16 protein-coding genes and 1 riboswitch are annotated in these 15,263 nt (G+C 36.1%); of the genes, 5 read left to right on the forward strand and 11 right to left on the reverse strand.

Annotation, left to right across the window (positions count from 1 at the left end; all coding sequences use genetic code 11):
* Positions 1–86 precede the first annotated feature (86 nt).
* From HHL20_RS02325 to HHL20_RS02340, 4 genes are read left to right on the forward strand one after another with little or no spacing between them, the layout of a single operon-like run.
* Positions 87–827: a tetratricopeptide repeat protein gene (locus HHL20_RS02325; protein ID WP_169229580.1), complete on the forward strand. Its 741-nt coding sequence runs from the start codon at positions 87–89 to the stop codon at positions 825–827.
* The gene (locus HHL20_RS02330) at positions 827–2,569 is read left to right on the forward strand and encodes a BatD family protein (RefSeq protein WP_169229581.1); all 1,743 of its coding nucleotides are present in this window, start codon (positions 827–829) and stop codon (positions 2,567–2,569) included. The genes HHL20_RS02325 and HHL20_RS02330 overlap by 1 nt, the downstream gene beginning before the upstream one ends.
* Before the next feature lie 44 nt (positions 2,570–2,613).
* Complete coding sequence (locus HHL20_RS02335; protein WP_066441188.1) at positions 2,614–3,216, forward strand: MarC family protein; 603 nt, start codon at positions 2,614–2,616, stop codon at positions 3,214–3,216.
* Positions 3,217–3,221: 5 nt separating this feature from the next.
* Positions 3,222–3,416, forward strand: a complete 195-nt coding sequence (locus HHL20_RS02340; RefSeq protein ID WP_169229582.1) for a hypothetical protein — start codon at positions 3,222–3,224, stop codon at positions 3,414–3,416.
* Between the two features lie 83 nt (positions 3,417–3,499).
* Here HHL20_RS02340 and HHL20_RS02345 read toward each other — a convergent pair whose 3' ends face one another.
* The 9 genes from HHL20_RS02345 to HHL20_RS02385 form a co-directional block, all read right to left on the reverse strand.
* The gene (locus HHL20_RS02345) at positions 3,500–4,474 is read right to left on the reverse strand and encodes a chorismate-binding protein (protein ID WP_169229583.1); all 975 of its coding nucleotides are present in this window, start codon (positions 4,472–4,474) and stop codon (positions 3,500–3,502) included.
* A 20-nt stretch (positions 4,475–4,494) separates the two neighbouring features.
* A complete protein-coding gene (locus HHL20_RS02350) occupies positions 4,495–5,346 on the reverse strand; it encodes a hypothetical protein (RefSeq protein WP_169229584.1) in 852 nt (283 codons plus the stop codon).
* A gap of 51 nt (positions 5,347–5,397) precedes the next feature.
* Entirely contained in the window at positions 5,398–6,513 is a 1,116-nt protein-coding gene (locus tag HHL20_RS02355; protein WP_169229585.1) for an RNA polymerase sigma factor, read from the reverse strand.
* Positions 6,514–6,518: 5 nt separating this feature from the next.
* Complete coding sequence (locus tag HHL20_RS02360) at positions 6,519–7,580, reverse strand: hypothetical protein (protein WP_169229586.1); 1,062 nt, start codon at positions 7,578–7,580, stop codon at positions 6,519–6,521.
* A 98-nt stretch (positions 7,581–7,678) separates the two neighbouring features.
* On the reverse strand, positions 7,679–8,113 hold the full coding sequence (locus HHL20_RS02365) for a PaaI family thioesterase (RefSeq protein ID WP_169229587.1): 435 nt from the start codon (positions 8,111–8,113) through the stop codon (positions 7,679–7,681).
* A gap of 72 nt (positions 8,114–8,185) precedes the next feature.
* Positions 8,186–8,782, reverse strand: coding sequence for a 1-acyl-sn-glycerol-3-phosphate acyltransferase (locus HHL20_RS02370; protein ID WP_169229588.1), 597 nt, complete (start codon positions 8,780–8,782; stop codon positions 8,186–8,188).
* Between the two features lie 316 nt (positions 8,783–9,098).
* Positions 9,099–10,820 (reverse strand): PspC domain-containing protein, encoded by a 1,722-nt coding sequence (locus tag HHL20_RS02375; protein WP_169229589.1) that lies wholly within the window; start codon positions 10,818–10,820, stop codon positions 9,099–9,101.
* Positions 10,821–10,831: 11 nt separating this feature from the next.
* Complete coding sequence (locus tag HHL20_RS02380) at positions 10,832–11,161, reverse strand: PadR family transcriptional regulator (RefSeq protein WP_029295092.1); 330 nt, start codon at positions 11,159–11,161, stop codon at positions 10,832–10,834.
* Between the two features lie 211 nt (positions 11,162–11,372).
* Positions 11,373–12,713: a cytochrome P450 gene (locus tag HHL20_RS02385; RefSeq protein WP_169229590.1), complete on the reverse strand. Its 1,341-nt coding sequence runs from the start codon at positions 12,711–12,713 to the stop codon at positions 11,373–11,375.
* A gap of 152 nt (positions 12,714–12,865) precedes the next feature.
* Between HHL20_RS02385 and HHL20_RS02390 the strand changes: the two genes are divergently transcribed.
* Positions 12,866–13,456, forward strand: a complete 591-nt coding sequence (locus tag HHL20_RS02390) for an HD domain-containing protein (protein ID WP_169229591.1) — start codon at positions 12,866–12,868, stop codon at positions 13,454–13,456.
* 285 nt (positions 13,457–13,741) lie between these two features.
* Here HHL20_RS02390 and HHL20_RS02395 read toward each other — a convergent pair whose 3' ends face one another.
* On the reverse strand, positions 13,742–14,125 hold the full coding sequence (locus HHL20_RS02395) for an acyl-CoA thioesterase (RefSeq protein WP_169229592.1): 384 nt from the start codon (positions 14,123–14,125) through the stop codon (positions 13,742–13,744).
* A gap of 101 nt (positions 14,126–14,226) precedes the next feature.
* Positions 14,227–14,406: riboswitch (cobalamin riboswitch) on the reverse strand.
* A gap of 40 nt (positions 14,407–14,446) precedes the next feature.
* Positions 14,447–15,244: a hypothetical protein gene (locus tag HHL20_RS02400; RefSeq protein ID WP_169229593.1), complete on the reverse strand. Its 798-nt coding sequence runs from the start codon at positions 15,242–15,244 to the stop codon at positions 14,447–14,449.
* Between the last annotated feature and the right edge of the window lie 19 nt (positions 15,245–15,263).

Raw genomic sequence — 15,263 nt, forward strand, 5'->3', positions numbered from 1 at the left:
TAAAGCTTGTCCAAACGCCTACTTTAACCCAATTTTAACAAATAAGGCGCTGTTTATTAACATATAAAGGAATAATTTTGCATCTGATGAATACTAAAATCATTTTTTTGTCGTTTATTACTGCCTTCTTAAGCTCAGGACTTCTTTTTGGGCAGAAAAATTACCGTACACTCGTGTACGAAGGCAATGAAAGATTTAACGGCAAAGATTATGATGGGGCATCCGCAAAATACATGGAAGCCATAAAATCTAATGATAAAGATTTTGCAGCACATTACAATTTAGGTAATGCACTTTATAAAAGTAAAAAATACGAAGAAGCAAAAGCGGAATTTGAAAAAGCCCAGAGACTTTCTCAGACAATTCCCGATAAAGCAGCGGCACTTCATAATTTAGGTAATGCTTATATGCAGATGAAACAACCGGAAAAAGCAGCAGAATTTTATAAACAATCTCTGAAACAAAATCCTTACAGCGAGGCTACTAGAAAAAATTATGAGATAGCCAAACTGAAGGAAAAAGAAAACCAGCAAAAAAAACAACAACAAAATAACTCCGGCAAAGGAGGCGGTGGCCAAAACCAGCAGAAAAATGATGATCAAAAAGGTCCCAAAGATCAAAAACAGGATCAGGGGCAAGGGCAGCAGAATCAGGGAAAAGGACAGGGCAACAATCCTGATCAGAAACCTGATAATGAAGGAAAAATCCCGAAAGGACTTGAAAATCAGATACTCAATAAAGTAAGCGATAAAGAGAAAGAAACCGCCAGAAGAATTTTAAATAAAAATTCTTATTCGATGCCCGAAAGCAACGAGAAAGATTGGTGATGCAGAGCAGACTTACCTACATATTGTTCCTATTAATATCCATAATCTCTTATGGACAGGTAAATCTTAGTGTTACTTCCGATAAAGCCTCTTATACTGCAAAGGATGTTATCAACCTCACCATTGTCCTGGAAATTGAAGGCAGTGAATACAACAGCCAGCAGACGAAGCTGAGACTCCCTGATTTCTCGAAATTCAATCTTATCGGTACAGGTTCCATAACCAATGGTTTTATGGACCCGGAAACCAATACAGTCATTTCCCAGTCCGTGACCCGTCTTGCCTTGGAGCCAAAGCAAAAAGGAAAAGTAAAAATCGGTTCGTTCCTGATTACCATTAATAATAAAATTTACAAAACCGAGCCTTTCGATATTCTTATAAAAGATGTCGATAAAAAAGCAGCCGTGGCAGCTAATATCTCTAAGGATGTCTACCTGAATATGGAGGTGGAGGACCGTGAGGTTTATCAGGATGAGCCTACCATTGCTGTTCTGAAAGTGTATTCCAGGAATATGGACAATCTGAGGAGGGTGAAAAATATACATCTTCCTGAAAATAATAATGTAGATGTATACCCGGTAAGTTTTGCGAAATCTGAAATAGACCCTTCCGATTACGGAAATATGTCCTCTCAGGTTCTTGCGGTCTTTATGATTTTTCCTAATGAGTCCGGATATGTGGAAGTACCGGGAGCTTCAGCTTCAGTAAGTTCCTATGCAGGTAAAAATAAAATTGTTTCAAACAAAGTTAAAATCAATGTTAAAAAGCTTCCTGAAGGTTCGCCCGAGTATTTTAAAAATGCGGTGGGAAATTTTAAAGTAAGCATTTCCAATATTTCCAAAGAAAAAGCTGAGGTTAAAAAGCCGATTAAAATTCTTGTAAAAGTAAGCGGTGAAGGTAATCTGAAAAATATGGAATTGCCTAAACTTGCCGAATCTCCGGATTATGAAGTCTTCGCTCCTAAAATAACTTCTAAGGTATCAACGGAAATAACAGGAATGAAAGGTGAAATTCTTGCCAATTATCTTGTCATCCCCAAAAAAGCCGGAGAGCTTTCTATTAAGACTGAAAATTTTGCTTTTTTTGATCCTGCTAAAAAAGAATATGTAGACCTTGGCCAGGAAGTACTCAAAGTCAATACGTTTTCTCATGATCAGATTCTGGAATCGCGTACTGCCGTTGAAAAAGTAAATGAGTATACGAATACTTTCCTGGAAACCGTTAATACACCTGTTTTAAAAACCACGTCTTTTAAGGTTAAAGAAAAGAACAGGCTGCACTGGAATACTCTTTTCGTAAATATTGCTATCTTAATTGCCTTATTTATAGCGTATCTTCTGTTCAAAAACTGGCAGAAAAGACGTCGCTTACCTAAAGAGGATGAGCCTGTAAAACCGCTGGGTTCTGTAGCTGAAACAGAAAAAGAAATCAGAGAGCGGCTGAAGACGGATGTCAATGATTATTTCAGCTATTTGGAAAATCTCAAAGATAAAGAAGATTATCAAAAGTTCTTTCAAACCTATGAAGAACTTGATTCTGAAGTAAGAAACCAGTATTTCCAGAGTTCGGCAGAAGATTTCGCTTTATTTCTTGAAAATTATAAAGGGGCTGCTATTGCCGAAGAATACAGAAATCTCGCACAGAAAATCCAGATCGAGAAGTATGCTCCCGTAAAATCTTCGGAAGGGATAGATATGCTTTTAAAGTCTATCGTGAATTTGTACTCACAAATTAGCAAATAGTTAATTTATTTTCATATTTTTGCGAAATTAATAATTCTAAAGGCATGGAGATTTTCAATGATTTTTCTATTAAAGAAATCGTTACCTGTTTTATGGTTCTTTTTGCTGTGATCGATATCATAGGATCTATTCCCATTATCGTAAGTCTTCAGCAGAGATTCGGTAAAATTGAAGCCGAGAGGGCAACAATTACCGCAGGTCTGATTATGCTTGTTTTCCTTTTTGTAGGAAATAAAATCCTGAAATTTATTGGGGTAGATGTCAATTCATTTGCTATTGCCGGTGCTTTTGTGATTTTTATCATTGCCTTGGAAATGATCCTGGGAATTGAAATCAACAAAACTTCCGAAGCGAGATCTGCATCCATTGTTCCTATTGCTTTTCCTTTGGTAGCAGGAGCGGGAACATTGACCACCACATTATCTCTTAAAGCTGAATTTCACGATATTAATATCATTTTTGGGATTATTCTCAATACAATTTTCGTATATTTGGTGCTGAAATCTGCTAACTGGCTTGAGCGGAAAATAGGTGATGCCACACTGGCAATCCTGCAGAAAGTTTTCGGAATCATTTTGCTGGCAATTTCAATTAAATTATTCACCGCAAATTTTGCCGAATTGGTAAAGACATATATTAATTTTTAAGAATCATGCAGAAGTTTTATAAAGTATTTTTAGTAGTATTTGTAGTGTTCATCGCCATTAATCTGTATGCGTTGGACTGGCAGACAGACTTATTGTCAGAAGATAACCTGAAGTTTGTATTTTCAGCAGCTTCAGCTTTCATTGGTATTATTTTACTTTTCGTAATGAATACATGGAGTAAAATAGGCGTTAAAAAATAAGAATTATATTAAACTATATTAACCTCTTTCTTTATTGAGAGAGGTTTTTTTGTGGAATTTGACGGTGCTGATTACAAATAAATCTAGTCAGTGATAACCTCGAGATTTTTCAGAATCGCTTCTGATTTCAGTTCTGTTTCCTGCCATTCTTTTTCAGGGCTGCTTTGGGCAGTAATGCCACCACCTACAAAAACATGTACGCTATCCTGATAAAGCTTGCAGCAACGAAGGTTAACAAAATAAAGAATACTTTCTTCAGTTTCAACTTTGATATAGCCCGCATATAGCTCACGGGGAAATTTTTCAAGCTCCCTGATTTTTTCTTTACAAAAGTTTTTCGGAATACCGCATACTGCCGGAGTCGGGTGAAGCTGCTGAATGATGCTGTCAAGATTTTCAGGATTAATTCTGGCTTTAAAATCTGTCCTCAGATGCTTAATGTTTCCGGAAATATGATCGTAAGTTTCAGATTCTTCAGGATATTCTGAATAATTTTTCAAAATATTTCGGATATATTCCGTTACAGGTTTTTGTTCTTCAATTTCCTTTTCCGACCAGCTTTCCGAAACCGGAAGCGTGCCGGCAAGACTCATGGTTTCAAACTCGTATGTGTTTTTATTGAACTTGCCCAACACTTCGGAAAATGCACCCATCCATGAAGTTTCTCCATTGATAAAAATATACCGGAATGCATTCTGATAGGAATTACAGAGATTAGTGAAGCTTTTTTTAAGATCGATCTTTCCGAAATCCGTAATTATTTTTCTTCTGGAATAGACCAGTTTGGGAAGTTGATTTTTGTTGATTACATCAATTACATCTTCAAGATTCTTAAGGTATTCGTCCTTGGTTTCAGCGATATAATGATTACTGTCGTTTGGCAATGAAGTATTAATAAGTTCGCTGAAATCTGTTTCTTCGGTCTTAATTGTAATAATTTTCCCATGATGTTCAACGGTTTCCATGCCTTCGAAAGGATGAAAAATAATATGGTTTTCATTGGGGTTACGATCTGTAGAATACAGATTTTCGTCGAAAGGAAGTTTGAAATAGATCATCTTATGGTACTTTTCGAAGATCAGCGTCCGGAGATAACATACGAAATTCCGAAGTTTACTTTTCTTTCTGCAAAGGTATTATTAGTCTTAAAAATGTCAAAATCAAAAGTGCTGTTTTTTAAGGAAACATTTTTCATCCTATATTGCTGATATTCTAATGATAAAAGCAACTTTCTGAAAAGTCTGTATTGAATTCCAAAGGAAAATCCTAGGTTTGTCTGATTACTTTTAAAATCATCCAATTTGTCCAAAACATTATTTTCAGGAACTAGAAACTGCATTTTGTAGGTGTTCCGGTTAACTAGAACTCCGGCAAAGGGACGGATATTTTTCCATTCGTAAACAAGCTTCATTTGAAATGCATACTCAAAATGTTTGTTATTAAACCTTTGAAACAGCAAAGGCTGATGATCTTGTGCAAAATAAAATCCGTTGAGGATTGTGTCGTCTTTACTGGCATCAATATCGAACGTCGAATTCCAGCGATAAATACCGGCAGATAGCATCATAAATACTTGTGGAGAAAAAATATTTCTTGAAACCCAGATATTCACATTTTCTCCAAACTGTACTCTTTCAGTGGAAACAGCTCTTGTCCAGCCACTGTTTTTTATTCCGAATCCTGCCTCAATTCCGTACTCGAAGATACCGGATCTTTGTTTCCTGATTCTGTTTTTTGTGCGCTGTTTTTCCAATTCTTCATTATAAATATTGCGGACAAACTTTTCTTCTACTTTAGGCTTTAATAACAGTAATTTATTGGGTTTAATACGGATCGGCTTAAGAAGATATACCGTATCATAAACGACAACGTTTTCGTAAACATAGACGGTATCTACTTTCTTCCGCTTTTGCGCATGAAAAATGCTCATCAACAGTATAAGAAAAAGAAAAAAAATCTTTTTGAAAATCATGGTTTCCGTTTATTTTTCAATAAATATTGTGTCTCTTCTGATCACTTTTTTCACTACAATCACCTTTTGGCGGCTGTCATCCGAAGAATCCCTGACGATTAATTTCTTATTGTTTTTTGAGGTTTTCATGACTTTCTGCTCATCAGGCTGTTGTTTTTCTGAAAGAAGATTTACTTCCTGGATTACTGTATTAGTATTGGCTGCATTTTGAACTGTGGGTTTTGCAGGGACTGGACCTACTGATGTCACATTTTCATAATGTAAAGTATTTTCATTTGTGTTTTTATTCACATCAGTTGGTCCGGATGAAGAACCTGTAAAATTTTTAAGGGACAGATCTTTTTTACGATTTATTAAGAATAAAGAAGCTATGATGATGAGAAGAAAAGTAATTCCAATCACTATTTTATTTTTTGAAGCTCTGTTTGAAGAAGAGATCATTATGCTGCCGGGTTTTGTATCCGAAGGGATCTGCAGTTTTTTGGAAGGGGATATTTTAAAATTGGCAAATTTACTCTGGAAAGTCTGCGCCCACAACAAACCGCCAAGTCCGAAAATAACAAGAACCTGAGCAATTTTATTTTTCGGGGTATTCTGATTAACAAAATTGTTCAGTAGATGATTCTGAACCGATCTTTTTGCTCTGAGCAGATGCGATTTTGAAGTATTGACCGTAATTCCCAATAAACCGGAAATTTCAGCATGAGAATGATTTTCAATGAAATATAAATTGAAAACAGATTTATGGTGAGGCGGAAGGCTATCGATCGATGACAACAGCTGTTCGTTGGTGAAATCGTAGATGAAGACGTTTTTATCTTCCAAAATAGGGTAGTCCATTTCTGTGGAGGTATCTGGAATTTCTGAGGGTTCTGTAGAGATAAAGGTATCTTTGCTGTGTTTACGGATGTGCTGAAGCGCATTATTGACAACAATTTTTTTGAGCCAGGCAAATAATGCCTTTTCGTCATTCAGCTGATCGTTCTTCTGGATGGCCGTAATGAAACTGTCGTGTACAATATCTTCTGCAGTATAAATATCCTGTATATATCTGCGGCAAATCCCCAAAAGTTTTGGGGATAGGCCTGAATAAATTTTGTTCCAGTCCGGCTTTATTTTAGACATAGTTTTTAGTTTTCTACAACATATATTGAATTGAATGTTGAGGTGTAATTTACAGTTCCGTTTGGTGTACCGTTGATACTCTGTGTTTCCACACCATTGATAAATACTTTGCCAAGATACGCATTATTTGTCGCGCTGTACTTTATCATATACAGATTGCTGTCTAGTACAAATAGATCCTGAATAAGTGGTAAAGATGAAAACGAAGGAGACACAATGCTGCTGTTCTTGAAATAATTGTAACCTGCGTTGGAATAGATTGTATAAAGATCGGCTGCATTCGCGTCAGCGGCAATTTTTCCGTAGAATGGTACAGGTAAACCATAATTGCCAATAAGCGTTTCCGTATTTGCCGTAATATTTTTGGAATAATATTTATTGTTATTCTCAAAAAGAAGTTGCAATCCGTTATTGTTTTTAGCAAAATTAAATACATACTCGGGCTGTCCGAGAGAATTAAATGTTGTGTTTTTAAAATATCCTCTGTCGACATTCTGATTGTTGTCAACAACACGCGCTGATACGTAAATGTCTGAATCATTGATGAAAAGTCCTTCTGCAGAAGGGATATACGGACTTTGGTGAAGCAGTGTTTTTACTCCGTTTTTCCAATAACACAGTTCATACCGTTGATTGGGATTGGCAGAAGATAAATTTTCAACATAACCGGCAAAATAGAGATCTCCGTTTTTTACGCCAAATGCAGTGATGTCATTTTGTGCACCGGATGGAATCCCAAGGTATTGCTTGATCTCATTTTTGGTACCGTTCTTCCAGAAATAATGAATCGATTTAAAAGAAGTCGGTGTAACACCCAAGCTTCCCATAACGTATACATTATTGTTTTCCTCCTTAATTTCAATAGCTGCTAGATTCTCACCACCGGTAAGATCCGTTTTAATGGTGTTTTTCCAATAGCAGGCTTTGTTGTTTTCTCTTCCCGCAATGTAAACATCGTAGGATTGCGGTAAATTATTAGCTGTTTCGTCATTAATGCCGGTAGTATTAGTACAAGAATTAAAAACCCATAAAACAGATACAAAAAAAGATAAAAGTAGTTTTTTCATAGAGAATTGTTTTTAAGTTTGTACCTATAAGATGCAGTATTGTAAAAAGGTTGCAGCTAAAAATAAAAAAAGCTCAAATTTTTTTGAGCTTCTTTATATTATTTGTTGATAATCGTATTGGTCATGGTGGTATGGCTGATGAGCTGGCCTTTTTCATCCCGTATCTCAATTTCGGAAACATGCATGGATTTTCCTTTCCGGATAAATCTTGCTACACCAGTTACCATTCCGTCTTTTTTGCTTCGTAAATGGTTGGTATTGATATTGGTGCCCACTCCGAAATATTTTTCGCCGTCGATAAAGATATTAGAAAGGCTTGAACCCATTGTTTCTGCCAAGACACAGCTTGCACCGCCGTGCATAATCCCGAAAGGCTGGTGAATTCTCGGCAAAACAGGCATCGTTGCCGTCAATGTTTCATTTTCAACGTCAATATCGGTAAATTTAATATCTAAAGTTTTAGCAAAGGTTTCTCCGCCCCAATCATTGATAAATTGCAATAAATCTTCCTTGTTTTTATCTTTAATGTACATGCTGATTATAGATGATAATTGATGTGAATAGTAAGTTATTAATGATGATTAATAATTTTGTTATCTCTAACGTTAATCTTTACTTTCGGAATCATTTCCCATGATATTAGGATTCCAGTTTGCCGGAACCTTAGGGACAATATCGTTTTTAATATAATATTCCTGAATTTCGGTCATAATTTCTGCAAAAGTTGCGGAAGCTATTCTTTCATAAGGAATGGTATAGCCCAGATAAATAATTTTGCGTTTAAAATCTCCTGCCGCGAGAACGATTGGTACCTTAGCCGCCAATGCCATATGGTAAAATCCTTTCCTCCATTTTGGGACCCAGCTTCTTGTTCCTTCAGGCGTAATAACGAGACTGAAATCATCCTTTGCGAATTGTTTTGCCACAAAATTCACCAGATCGTTCTTCTGGCTTCTGTCGATCCCGATCCCGCCAAGACCTTTTACAAGCCCTCCGTACCAGGACTTGGTATGAGCATCTTTAATGATTATTTTCAATGGCTTTTTAAGCGACCAGTAAGCAAGGTTTCCCAAAATGTACTCCATATTGTGAGTATGCGGGGCTACCACAAGAATACATCGGTTAAGGCTGTTCTCATCGCCCTGTAGAACGACTTTCCAGCCCATTAATTTTAATAGTATTTTGCCCAAAAGCTTTCTCATATCATCTGAATTAAAAACAAAAAAGTATAACCAAAATGGTTATACTTTACAAATATATTGAAATATTATCGCTCTTAAAACAAACCGCTGATTAAATCTACGATTTTCATTACAATTTCTAGTGCCAGTTGTATCATGATTAGTTAATATTTTTTGAGTGTTTTTGGTTATAATTTTATTTACACAAATGTAAAGCATTTTATTTACATAACGAACTAAAATTTGATTTTTTTTGCCTGTTCGTGAGAGAAGAAGGATGTGAATTTCAAACGGTTGGGTTGTCCATTCACACCTTCTGCCACTCTCTGCAGTTTAGTTATTTAGTTTGTATGGAAATTTCATTTTTATCCTCATCAACTTTGAAGTCGATATTGGCACCTTTCATTTTTTTGATATTCTGCTTTATAGAATCGATAAATTTATCTGCTTCTTTTTTAGGAACCTTTTTACCATTTACTATGATGCTGTCTTTATCATCAGAATTATATTCAATGGTAGAACCGTTAACCGTGATTTTATTATTTTCGATTCTAATGTTTCCGTCATCGTCTTTTTCCTGATCATTATCACTGATTCCATCTGCATTAAGGTCTCCATCAAAGTTAATGATGTCATTTTTAGCAGGAATTACTACTGTTTTTAATGGAAGTACCAGTTCATAATCAATATTATAGCTTCTGAATCTGTGTTCGTAAGGATATTTGATGTAATTTGGAAGGATAATTTTGTTATCTACCACTTCTACAGGAACACTTACGTTAAGCGGAAGATTATATCCTTTAGCTTCTTTTTTGATGATCAGGTACGGTGTTTTAACATCTGCTTTTCTAGTAACATCTACATGGATCCAGTCTTTTCTGTACACCGAGATTTTATCAGAATAAATATCGTCATCGTACCCTTTGAAATTCTGAGGAATAGTAACCTGCTTATAATCCACATAAATAGTATCGGACTTTGTATCAATAGAAACTTCTTCCGTATCTTCCTTATGACCTTTCAGGAACATTTCTTTTTGAGCCATGCTGAATCCGAAATAACTGCCGAGAGCGATCAGTGCAAGGAATAATGCTCCGATTACCCAGCCTGTATTTCTTAATTTTGTTTTAGGAGAGATAAGTTTAATACTTAATAATCCGAATAACATGGCAGGCAATAAGCTTCCGATGGTAATCAACGCCATGATTACGTATTTCATATTATCATTGTCAAAATAGAAGTTCATTTCGCTTACAGGAGGAAAATCACTGTCGGCTCCCATGAATCCGAATACTACGAATACTCCGATCAGACAGGATAATGACATGAATGCAAAGATTCCACCTAATATATAGCGTACAACGTTCCATAATCCGCTTCCTGCATTGTTGATATAAGGTTTGTTTTCGATATAGATTTCTCCGACCCTCTGAGTAGATTCGTTGGCAAACTGTACCAATTTGTTAGACTCATTCTTAAGATTGTCGAAGTTCATAGGCTTTCCCTTCATTTTCAGGAAATCTGCTGCTGTTTCTGCTTTTGGCAATACCGCCCAAAGGATGATATATAATAAGAACACCAATGTGGATGATACCGCAGCCGTAAAGATTCCCAGGATGAAGATTCCCAGCCAGATCGCTCTCATGGCCGTAATATCCATTCCTACATAATGAGCTAATCCTGCACAAACACCTGCAATTTTTTGTCTTTCAGGATCACGGAAAAGCTGTTTTTTATCAGAATATTCGGTCCCGGCAGTACCTGTTTTTTTGGTATTCTTCTCAGAATAATAGGCTTCTTCCTGTTCTTCAATGGTTTCAGGGCTTCCGATCTGGGCGATTACTCTTTCCACATCAGAATCATTGATTACTTCACGTTTTGCCATAGAATCTTTAAAGATTTCTACCATCCTGATTTCTATATCGTGCATTACCTCATCCGCTTCAGAAGCATCCAGAGAGCTTCGCAGAGCGTTCAGGTAATCGCTGAGCTTTATATATGCGTGTTCTTCTATAGTAAAAGAAAAACCTGCAAGTCCTATTGAGAGTGTTTTGTTCATAGCTTTGTTTTTTAATTTTTTTGAGTAATTTGGTTTACTGAATCTGTTAATTCGTTCCAGGTATTCTGAAGTTCATCTAAAAACAGTTTACCTTTTTCAGTGATCTGGTAGTATTTCCTTGGAGGTCCTCCTGTGGATTCTTCCCATCTGTACGAAAGAAACTCGCCGTTTTTTAATCTTGTTAAAAGAGGGTAGAGTGTTCCTTCCACTACATCCAGTTTTCCTTTTTTCAGTTCATCTATTAGATCGGAAACATACATTTCGCGATGATTGATGAGACTTAAAATACAGAATTCCAGAATTCCTTTTCGCATTTGCGCTTTGGTATTTTCGGTATTCATCTTTAATAAGTTTTGTTAATTAGTTACATAATTTTCGAATTCGGAACCTAGCTAGATGAACCTCTTTCGATTTTACATTACAAAGATATGTAATTAAAATGGTATTATGCAATACAAAGTAGTGGGATAATTTTATAATTATATGTAACTAATTGAAAATCAGTTAAATTATTTTTAGTGTTAAATAAAAGACGCGGAAGTTATCGGTTAATTACAGCTGATTTTTTATGATTTTACCTTTTAAGCTTACGGCTCTTAACGTAACCAATGCTTTTTTTTGCAGTTCTTTCTGGTAAGATATAAAGCTGTAGTTTTTGTAGAATTTACGGATAATAAGAGCCATTTCCATCATCGCAAAATGTTCGCCGATGCAAAGTCTGGGACCTGCCCCGAAAGGGTAGTAGGCAAAATTCTTTGCATTTTCACTATCAAAACGTTCCGGTAGAAAAGCGTTGGGTTGTTCCCAATATTTTGGATTTCTGTGAAGTCCTGAAATGTAAAGGATAATTAAAGTGCCTTTTTTCCACGAGAATTCTTTAAAGCTGTCGTCTTCCAAGGCTTGCCGGTCAATAGCCCAGGCCGGAGAATGCAGTCGCATCGCTTCTTTAATGACATTGATGGTGAAAGATTTTTTCATTAAGCTTTCTGCGGTAAAGACATTTTCGTCTTCTATTGCAATTTCTTCTTTTAATTTTTTTTCTGCTTCCGGATTTTGACTGATTTCGAAAAGAATAAAGGTTAAAGCATTTGCTGTTGTTTCATGGCCGGCAATGAAGAGGATCAGCATCTCATCCACAAGCTGTTCGTCGGACATCGGAAGTTGTGTATCTTCATATTTTGCGTGAATCAGCATATCCAGCAAATCGTTCTTTTCTAATTTTGAATTCTTTCTTTTATCCAAAACACCCTGAATAATATGCTTTGCCTGCTTACTTTTTCTTATATTTTTATCTGTTATTCCCAGAATATTTAAAGCCTGGGTATAAAAAGGGATTCTTACTTCTTTTGCAAAAATTTCCTGAATTTCGGTAATGATTTTGCCTAATTCTTTTACTTTTTCTTCATCAATATCTGAACTGAAGAGGGTTTTGGCAACTATATTGAAAGCCAGTGTATGGAAAAATTCATATAAATCAATTTCCGTTTCATTATTAAAAGACAGGAATGCTTTATCAATTTCCTCTTCCATAATAGAAACCAGGTTGGTGATTTTTACCTTGCTAAAACCTGGCTGGATCAGTCTCCGCTGTTTCAGCCAGTCTTTTCCGTTGTTGGTAAGTAAACCGTTACCGAGATATTTCCCTAAAGTGACCGATTGTATTTCAGATTTGAAATAGTTTTTGTGGTTTTGTTTTAAAATATATTCTATGAATTCTTTATCCTGGGAAAAAATAAAATGCTTATTGGTAATGGCAGTTCTTAAATGATAGCTGTCTCCTGCAATGGCATGATTTCCATTAATAACACCCAAAGGATCCTTTACTCCGTTAACGAGAGAGTAGAGTTTCCTTTTTCCCGTTATTTCTGGTGGATAATTATATTGTACTGCCATAAAAAATATTTATAATAAAAATAATACTAATCTTCTAATAAAGAAAACTTTACTTTTAAAGTTTTAATTTTGTACTAATGAAATTAGTCATTTTTTAACATAAATAGTTTGAATTAATTTCAATTCAATACATATATAATATACATAGACCAATGAAGATCCAAAAGGAAATTGATTTTATCCTCGCAGTGGATGCACTTAAAAATGTACAACGGAGAAACTTTAATGCCGACGATTCCAGAAGGGAAAATACTGCGGAACATTCCTGGCAGATTATTATCCTTGCCCAAATCTTATATCCCTATGCTAAAAACAGAGCAGATATTGATTTGCTTAGGGTTATCAGAATGCTCTCCATTCATGACCTAGTAGAAATTGAAGCCGGAGATACCTTCCTGTTTGATGAAGCGGCGATGGCCGGAAAATTTGAAAGAGAAAAAGTTTCCGCTCAAAAGATATTCGGAATTTTAGATGAACCTTTACGCTCTGAATTTTTTAACCTCTGGCTTGAATTTGAAGAAGAACAGACTCCGGATGCTATTTTTGCCTGCGCGATCGACAGAATCATGCCTTTCATCCTGAATTCGCATACCTCCGGTAAAAGCTGGACGGAAGCAGGGGTTACGGAGAAACAAATCCGAAATATGCTTGAGAATGCGATCAGCAGGGCATCTGATGAACTTGGCGAAGCTTTTCAGTTGCTTTTAATTAAAAATCTGGAAGCCGAAAAGGTGTTGAAGTAAGTTTTAACTCATTTTTTTATACTTTAAAAAATATCCTACAGATTTTACAAATTTCTCGAATGATTCTCTGTATTTTAAATAATATAAAAGATGAATCTGTGAAAATCTGTGCAATTTGTGGTTTGTAACAATATCTTCCACAATAAGTTTCCCACAAATTACGCTGATGATTGTATATATTTTCAGCTAAAAATTTGGTATAGATACAATTTGTGAATCTGTGCAATCTGCGGGAAATAAAATAAAGCTTCGGCGGCCTTTGGCCGCCGAAGCTCAGAATAGTATTTATAGTATCTGGATTGGTTTCTTGAATTCATCAATCGCCACAAAAGTAAAATCCCCGACGATTGCTCTTTCCCTTTCGTAAGAATACATCTGCTCAGTATAGATTTCCACATTCACTTTCATACTGGTTTTCCCGACATGTACTACTTTCCCGATCAGCTCTACGATCGTTCCGGCAGGAATTGATCTTTTAAAGTCGATCTTATCACTGCTTACCGTTACCACGCGTTTTCGGGCAAATCGTGTTGCGGCAATGAAAGCGACTTCGTCCATGAGCTGCATGGCAGTGCCTCCGAAAAGAGTATCGTAATGGTTGGTCGTGTTGGGGAAAACGGCTTTGAAAATTCTGGTTTCCGAGGTTTTAATTCTTTCTTCTGTAGTCATATTTCATTTAAATTAAAGCGAAATGAAAGTTGAAAACAACAGAAAAAGCAGAGCATAAAATCCCTGGGTTCTATAGATCAACAAACTTCAAATCGCGAAAGTTTTATTGTAAGAAAAAGGCAGGTCTCCTGACTTGTAACATCTTTATTTCCTTCCCGTAACATTTTACAGTGGATTATTAATAAAGACTTCAGTTACTTACAGTTGCGCGACAGTTCGTGATTTTCACACGATTCCCTTTTAATCTGCAGTTAAGCAAAACCAATTTCCTGAAAGCCAAAAGCTCGACTTTCGGCAGCAAAAATAATGAATATTACTGAATTATTCCGGGTTTTTGTAGATGATCTGGCTTTGTACCTTCCCCTGTTTGATGGTCCAGATCGTCGTATATCGGTTTTCACCGGCACCATTGGTCATATAAAGAAAAATATGGTCGTTATCAATGGCTGTTACGCCAACGTTATTGAAATCCATGGTCGGCTGAAACATATTTTTAATAGCATCTCTCACAAAAACAGAACCTCTTCCGGGCTGCTGAACCCTTACTGATTTTATTTCTGTTATTCCTTCAGGGATTTCTTTGCCTACACCCCAGGATTTTACTTTATCGATTTTGATGATGTTTCCATCAGCATCTTTTTCCTGCTTTTTAAGCTTGGCATACGAAGGATAAACGTCGATAATCACTTTCGTTCTCTGATTTCCCGGAATTTTAGGATTGGTATCATCCGTAAAAATAAGCGACTTTCCGTTTTTAGATTTTGACGGAGTGAATGGTGGAAGCTTATCAATGAATACCACCCGGTTTTTATTCACCATACCTTCTTTAGTAATACTGTCGTAGCGTACAAAAGGTTTGTCGGTATCATCTTTTTCAGGATATTTGATCCAGATCCATTCTGTTTCTCCCGGAGCGGGTTTCACATAAATAAAAACATCGCCGGTTTTCATACGGATCTTATCGATGATTTTACGGTAATCGTCTTTATGGACGCGCACCATGGCGTAACCTTCTTCTGCTTTTACCACTCCGAAAGGAACTTTATTCTGGGCTTTGGCAAAAAACACAAAAAGAAAAGTAAAAACGGCTATATATAATGTTTTATGTATGGACATCATGAATTTTTTGGATTGTCAA

It is taken from the genome of Chryseobacterium cheonjiense (assembly GCF_012927265.1).
Classification (GTDB): Bacteria; Bacteroidota; Bacteroidia; order Flavobacteriales; family Weeksellaceae; genus Chryseobacterium; species Chryseobacterium cheonjiense.

Bases quoted from the DNA above. Each gene is read 5' to 3' on its own strand.
- HHL20_RS02335 (WP_066441188.1), top strand. From the start codon at position 2,614: ATGGAGATTTTCAATGATTTTTCTATTAAAGAAATCGTTACCTGTTTT.
- HHL20_RS02355 (WP_169229585.1), bottom strand. From the start codon at position 6,513: ATGTCTAAAATAAAGCCGGACTGGAACAAAATTTATTCAGGCCTATCC.
- HHL20_RS02340 (WP_169229582.1), top strand. From the start codon at position 3,222: ATGCAGAAGTTTTATAAAGTATTTTTAGTAGTATTTGTAGTGTTCATC.
- HHL20_RS02395 (WP_169229592.1), bottom strand. From the start codon at position 14,125: ATGACTACAGAAGAAAGAATTAAAACCTCGGAAACCAGAATTTTCAAA.
- HHL20_RS02325 (WP_169229580.1), top strand. From the start codon at position 87: ATGAATACTAAAATCATTTTTTTGTCGTTTATTACTGCCTTCTTAAGC.
- HHL20_RS02360 (WP_169229586.1), bottom strand. From the start codon at position 7,580: ATGAAAAAACTACTTTTATCTTTTTTTGTATCTGTTTTATGGGTTTTT.
- HHL20_RS02370 (WP_169229588.1), bottom strand. From the start codon at position 8,782: ATGAGAAAGCTTTTGGGCAAAATACTATTAAAATTAATGGGCTGGAAA.
- HHL20_RS02365 (WP_169229587.1), bottom strand. From the start codon at position 8,113: ATGTACATTAAAGATAAAAACAAGGAAGATTTATTGCAATTTATCAAT.
- HHL20_RS02380 (WP_029295092.1), bottom strand. From the start codon at position 11,161: ATGAATACCGAAAATACCAAAGCGCAAATGCGAAAAGGAATTCTGGAA.
- HHL20_RS02345 (WP_169229583.1), bottom strand. From the start codon at position 4,474: ATGATCTATTTCAAACTTCCTTTCGACGAAAATCTGTATTCTACAGAT.
- HHL20_RS02390 (WP_169229591.1), top strand. From the start codon at position 12,866: ATGAAGATCCAAAAGGAAATTGATTTTATCCTCGCAGTGGATGCACTT.
- HHL20_RS02330 (WP_169229581.1), top strand. From the start codon at position 827: ATGCAGAGCAGACTTACCTACATATTGTTCCTATTAATATCCATAATC.
- HHL20_RS02400 (WP_169229593.1), bottom strand. From the start codon at position 15,244: ATGATGTCCATACATAAAACATTATATATAGCCGTTTTTACTTTTCTT.
- HHL20_RS02375 (WP_169229589.1), bottom strand. From the start codon at position 10,820: ATGAACAAAACACTCTCAATAGGACTTGCAGGTTTTTCTTTTACTATA.
- HHL20_RS02385 (WP_169229590.1), bottom strand. From the start codon at position 12,713: ATGGCAGTACAATATAATTATCCACCAGAAATAACGGGAAAAAGGAAA.
- HHL20_RS02350 (WP_169229584.1), bottom strand. From the start codon at position 5,346: ATGAGCATTTTTCATGCGCAAAAGCGGAAGAAAGTAGATACCGTCTAT.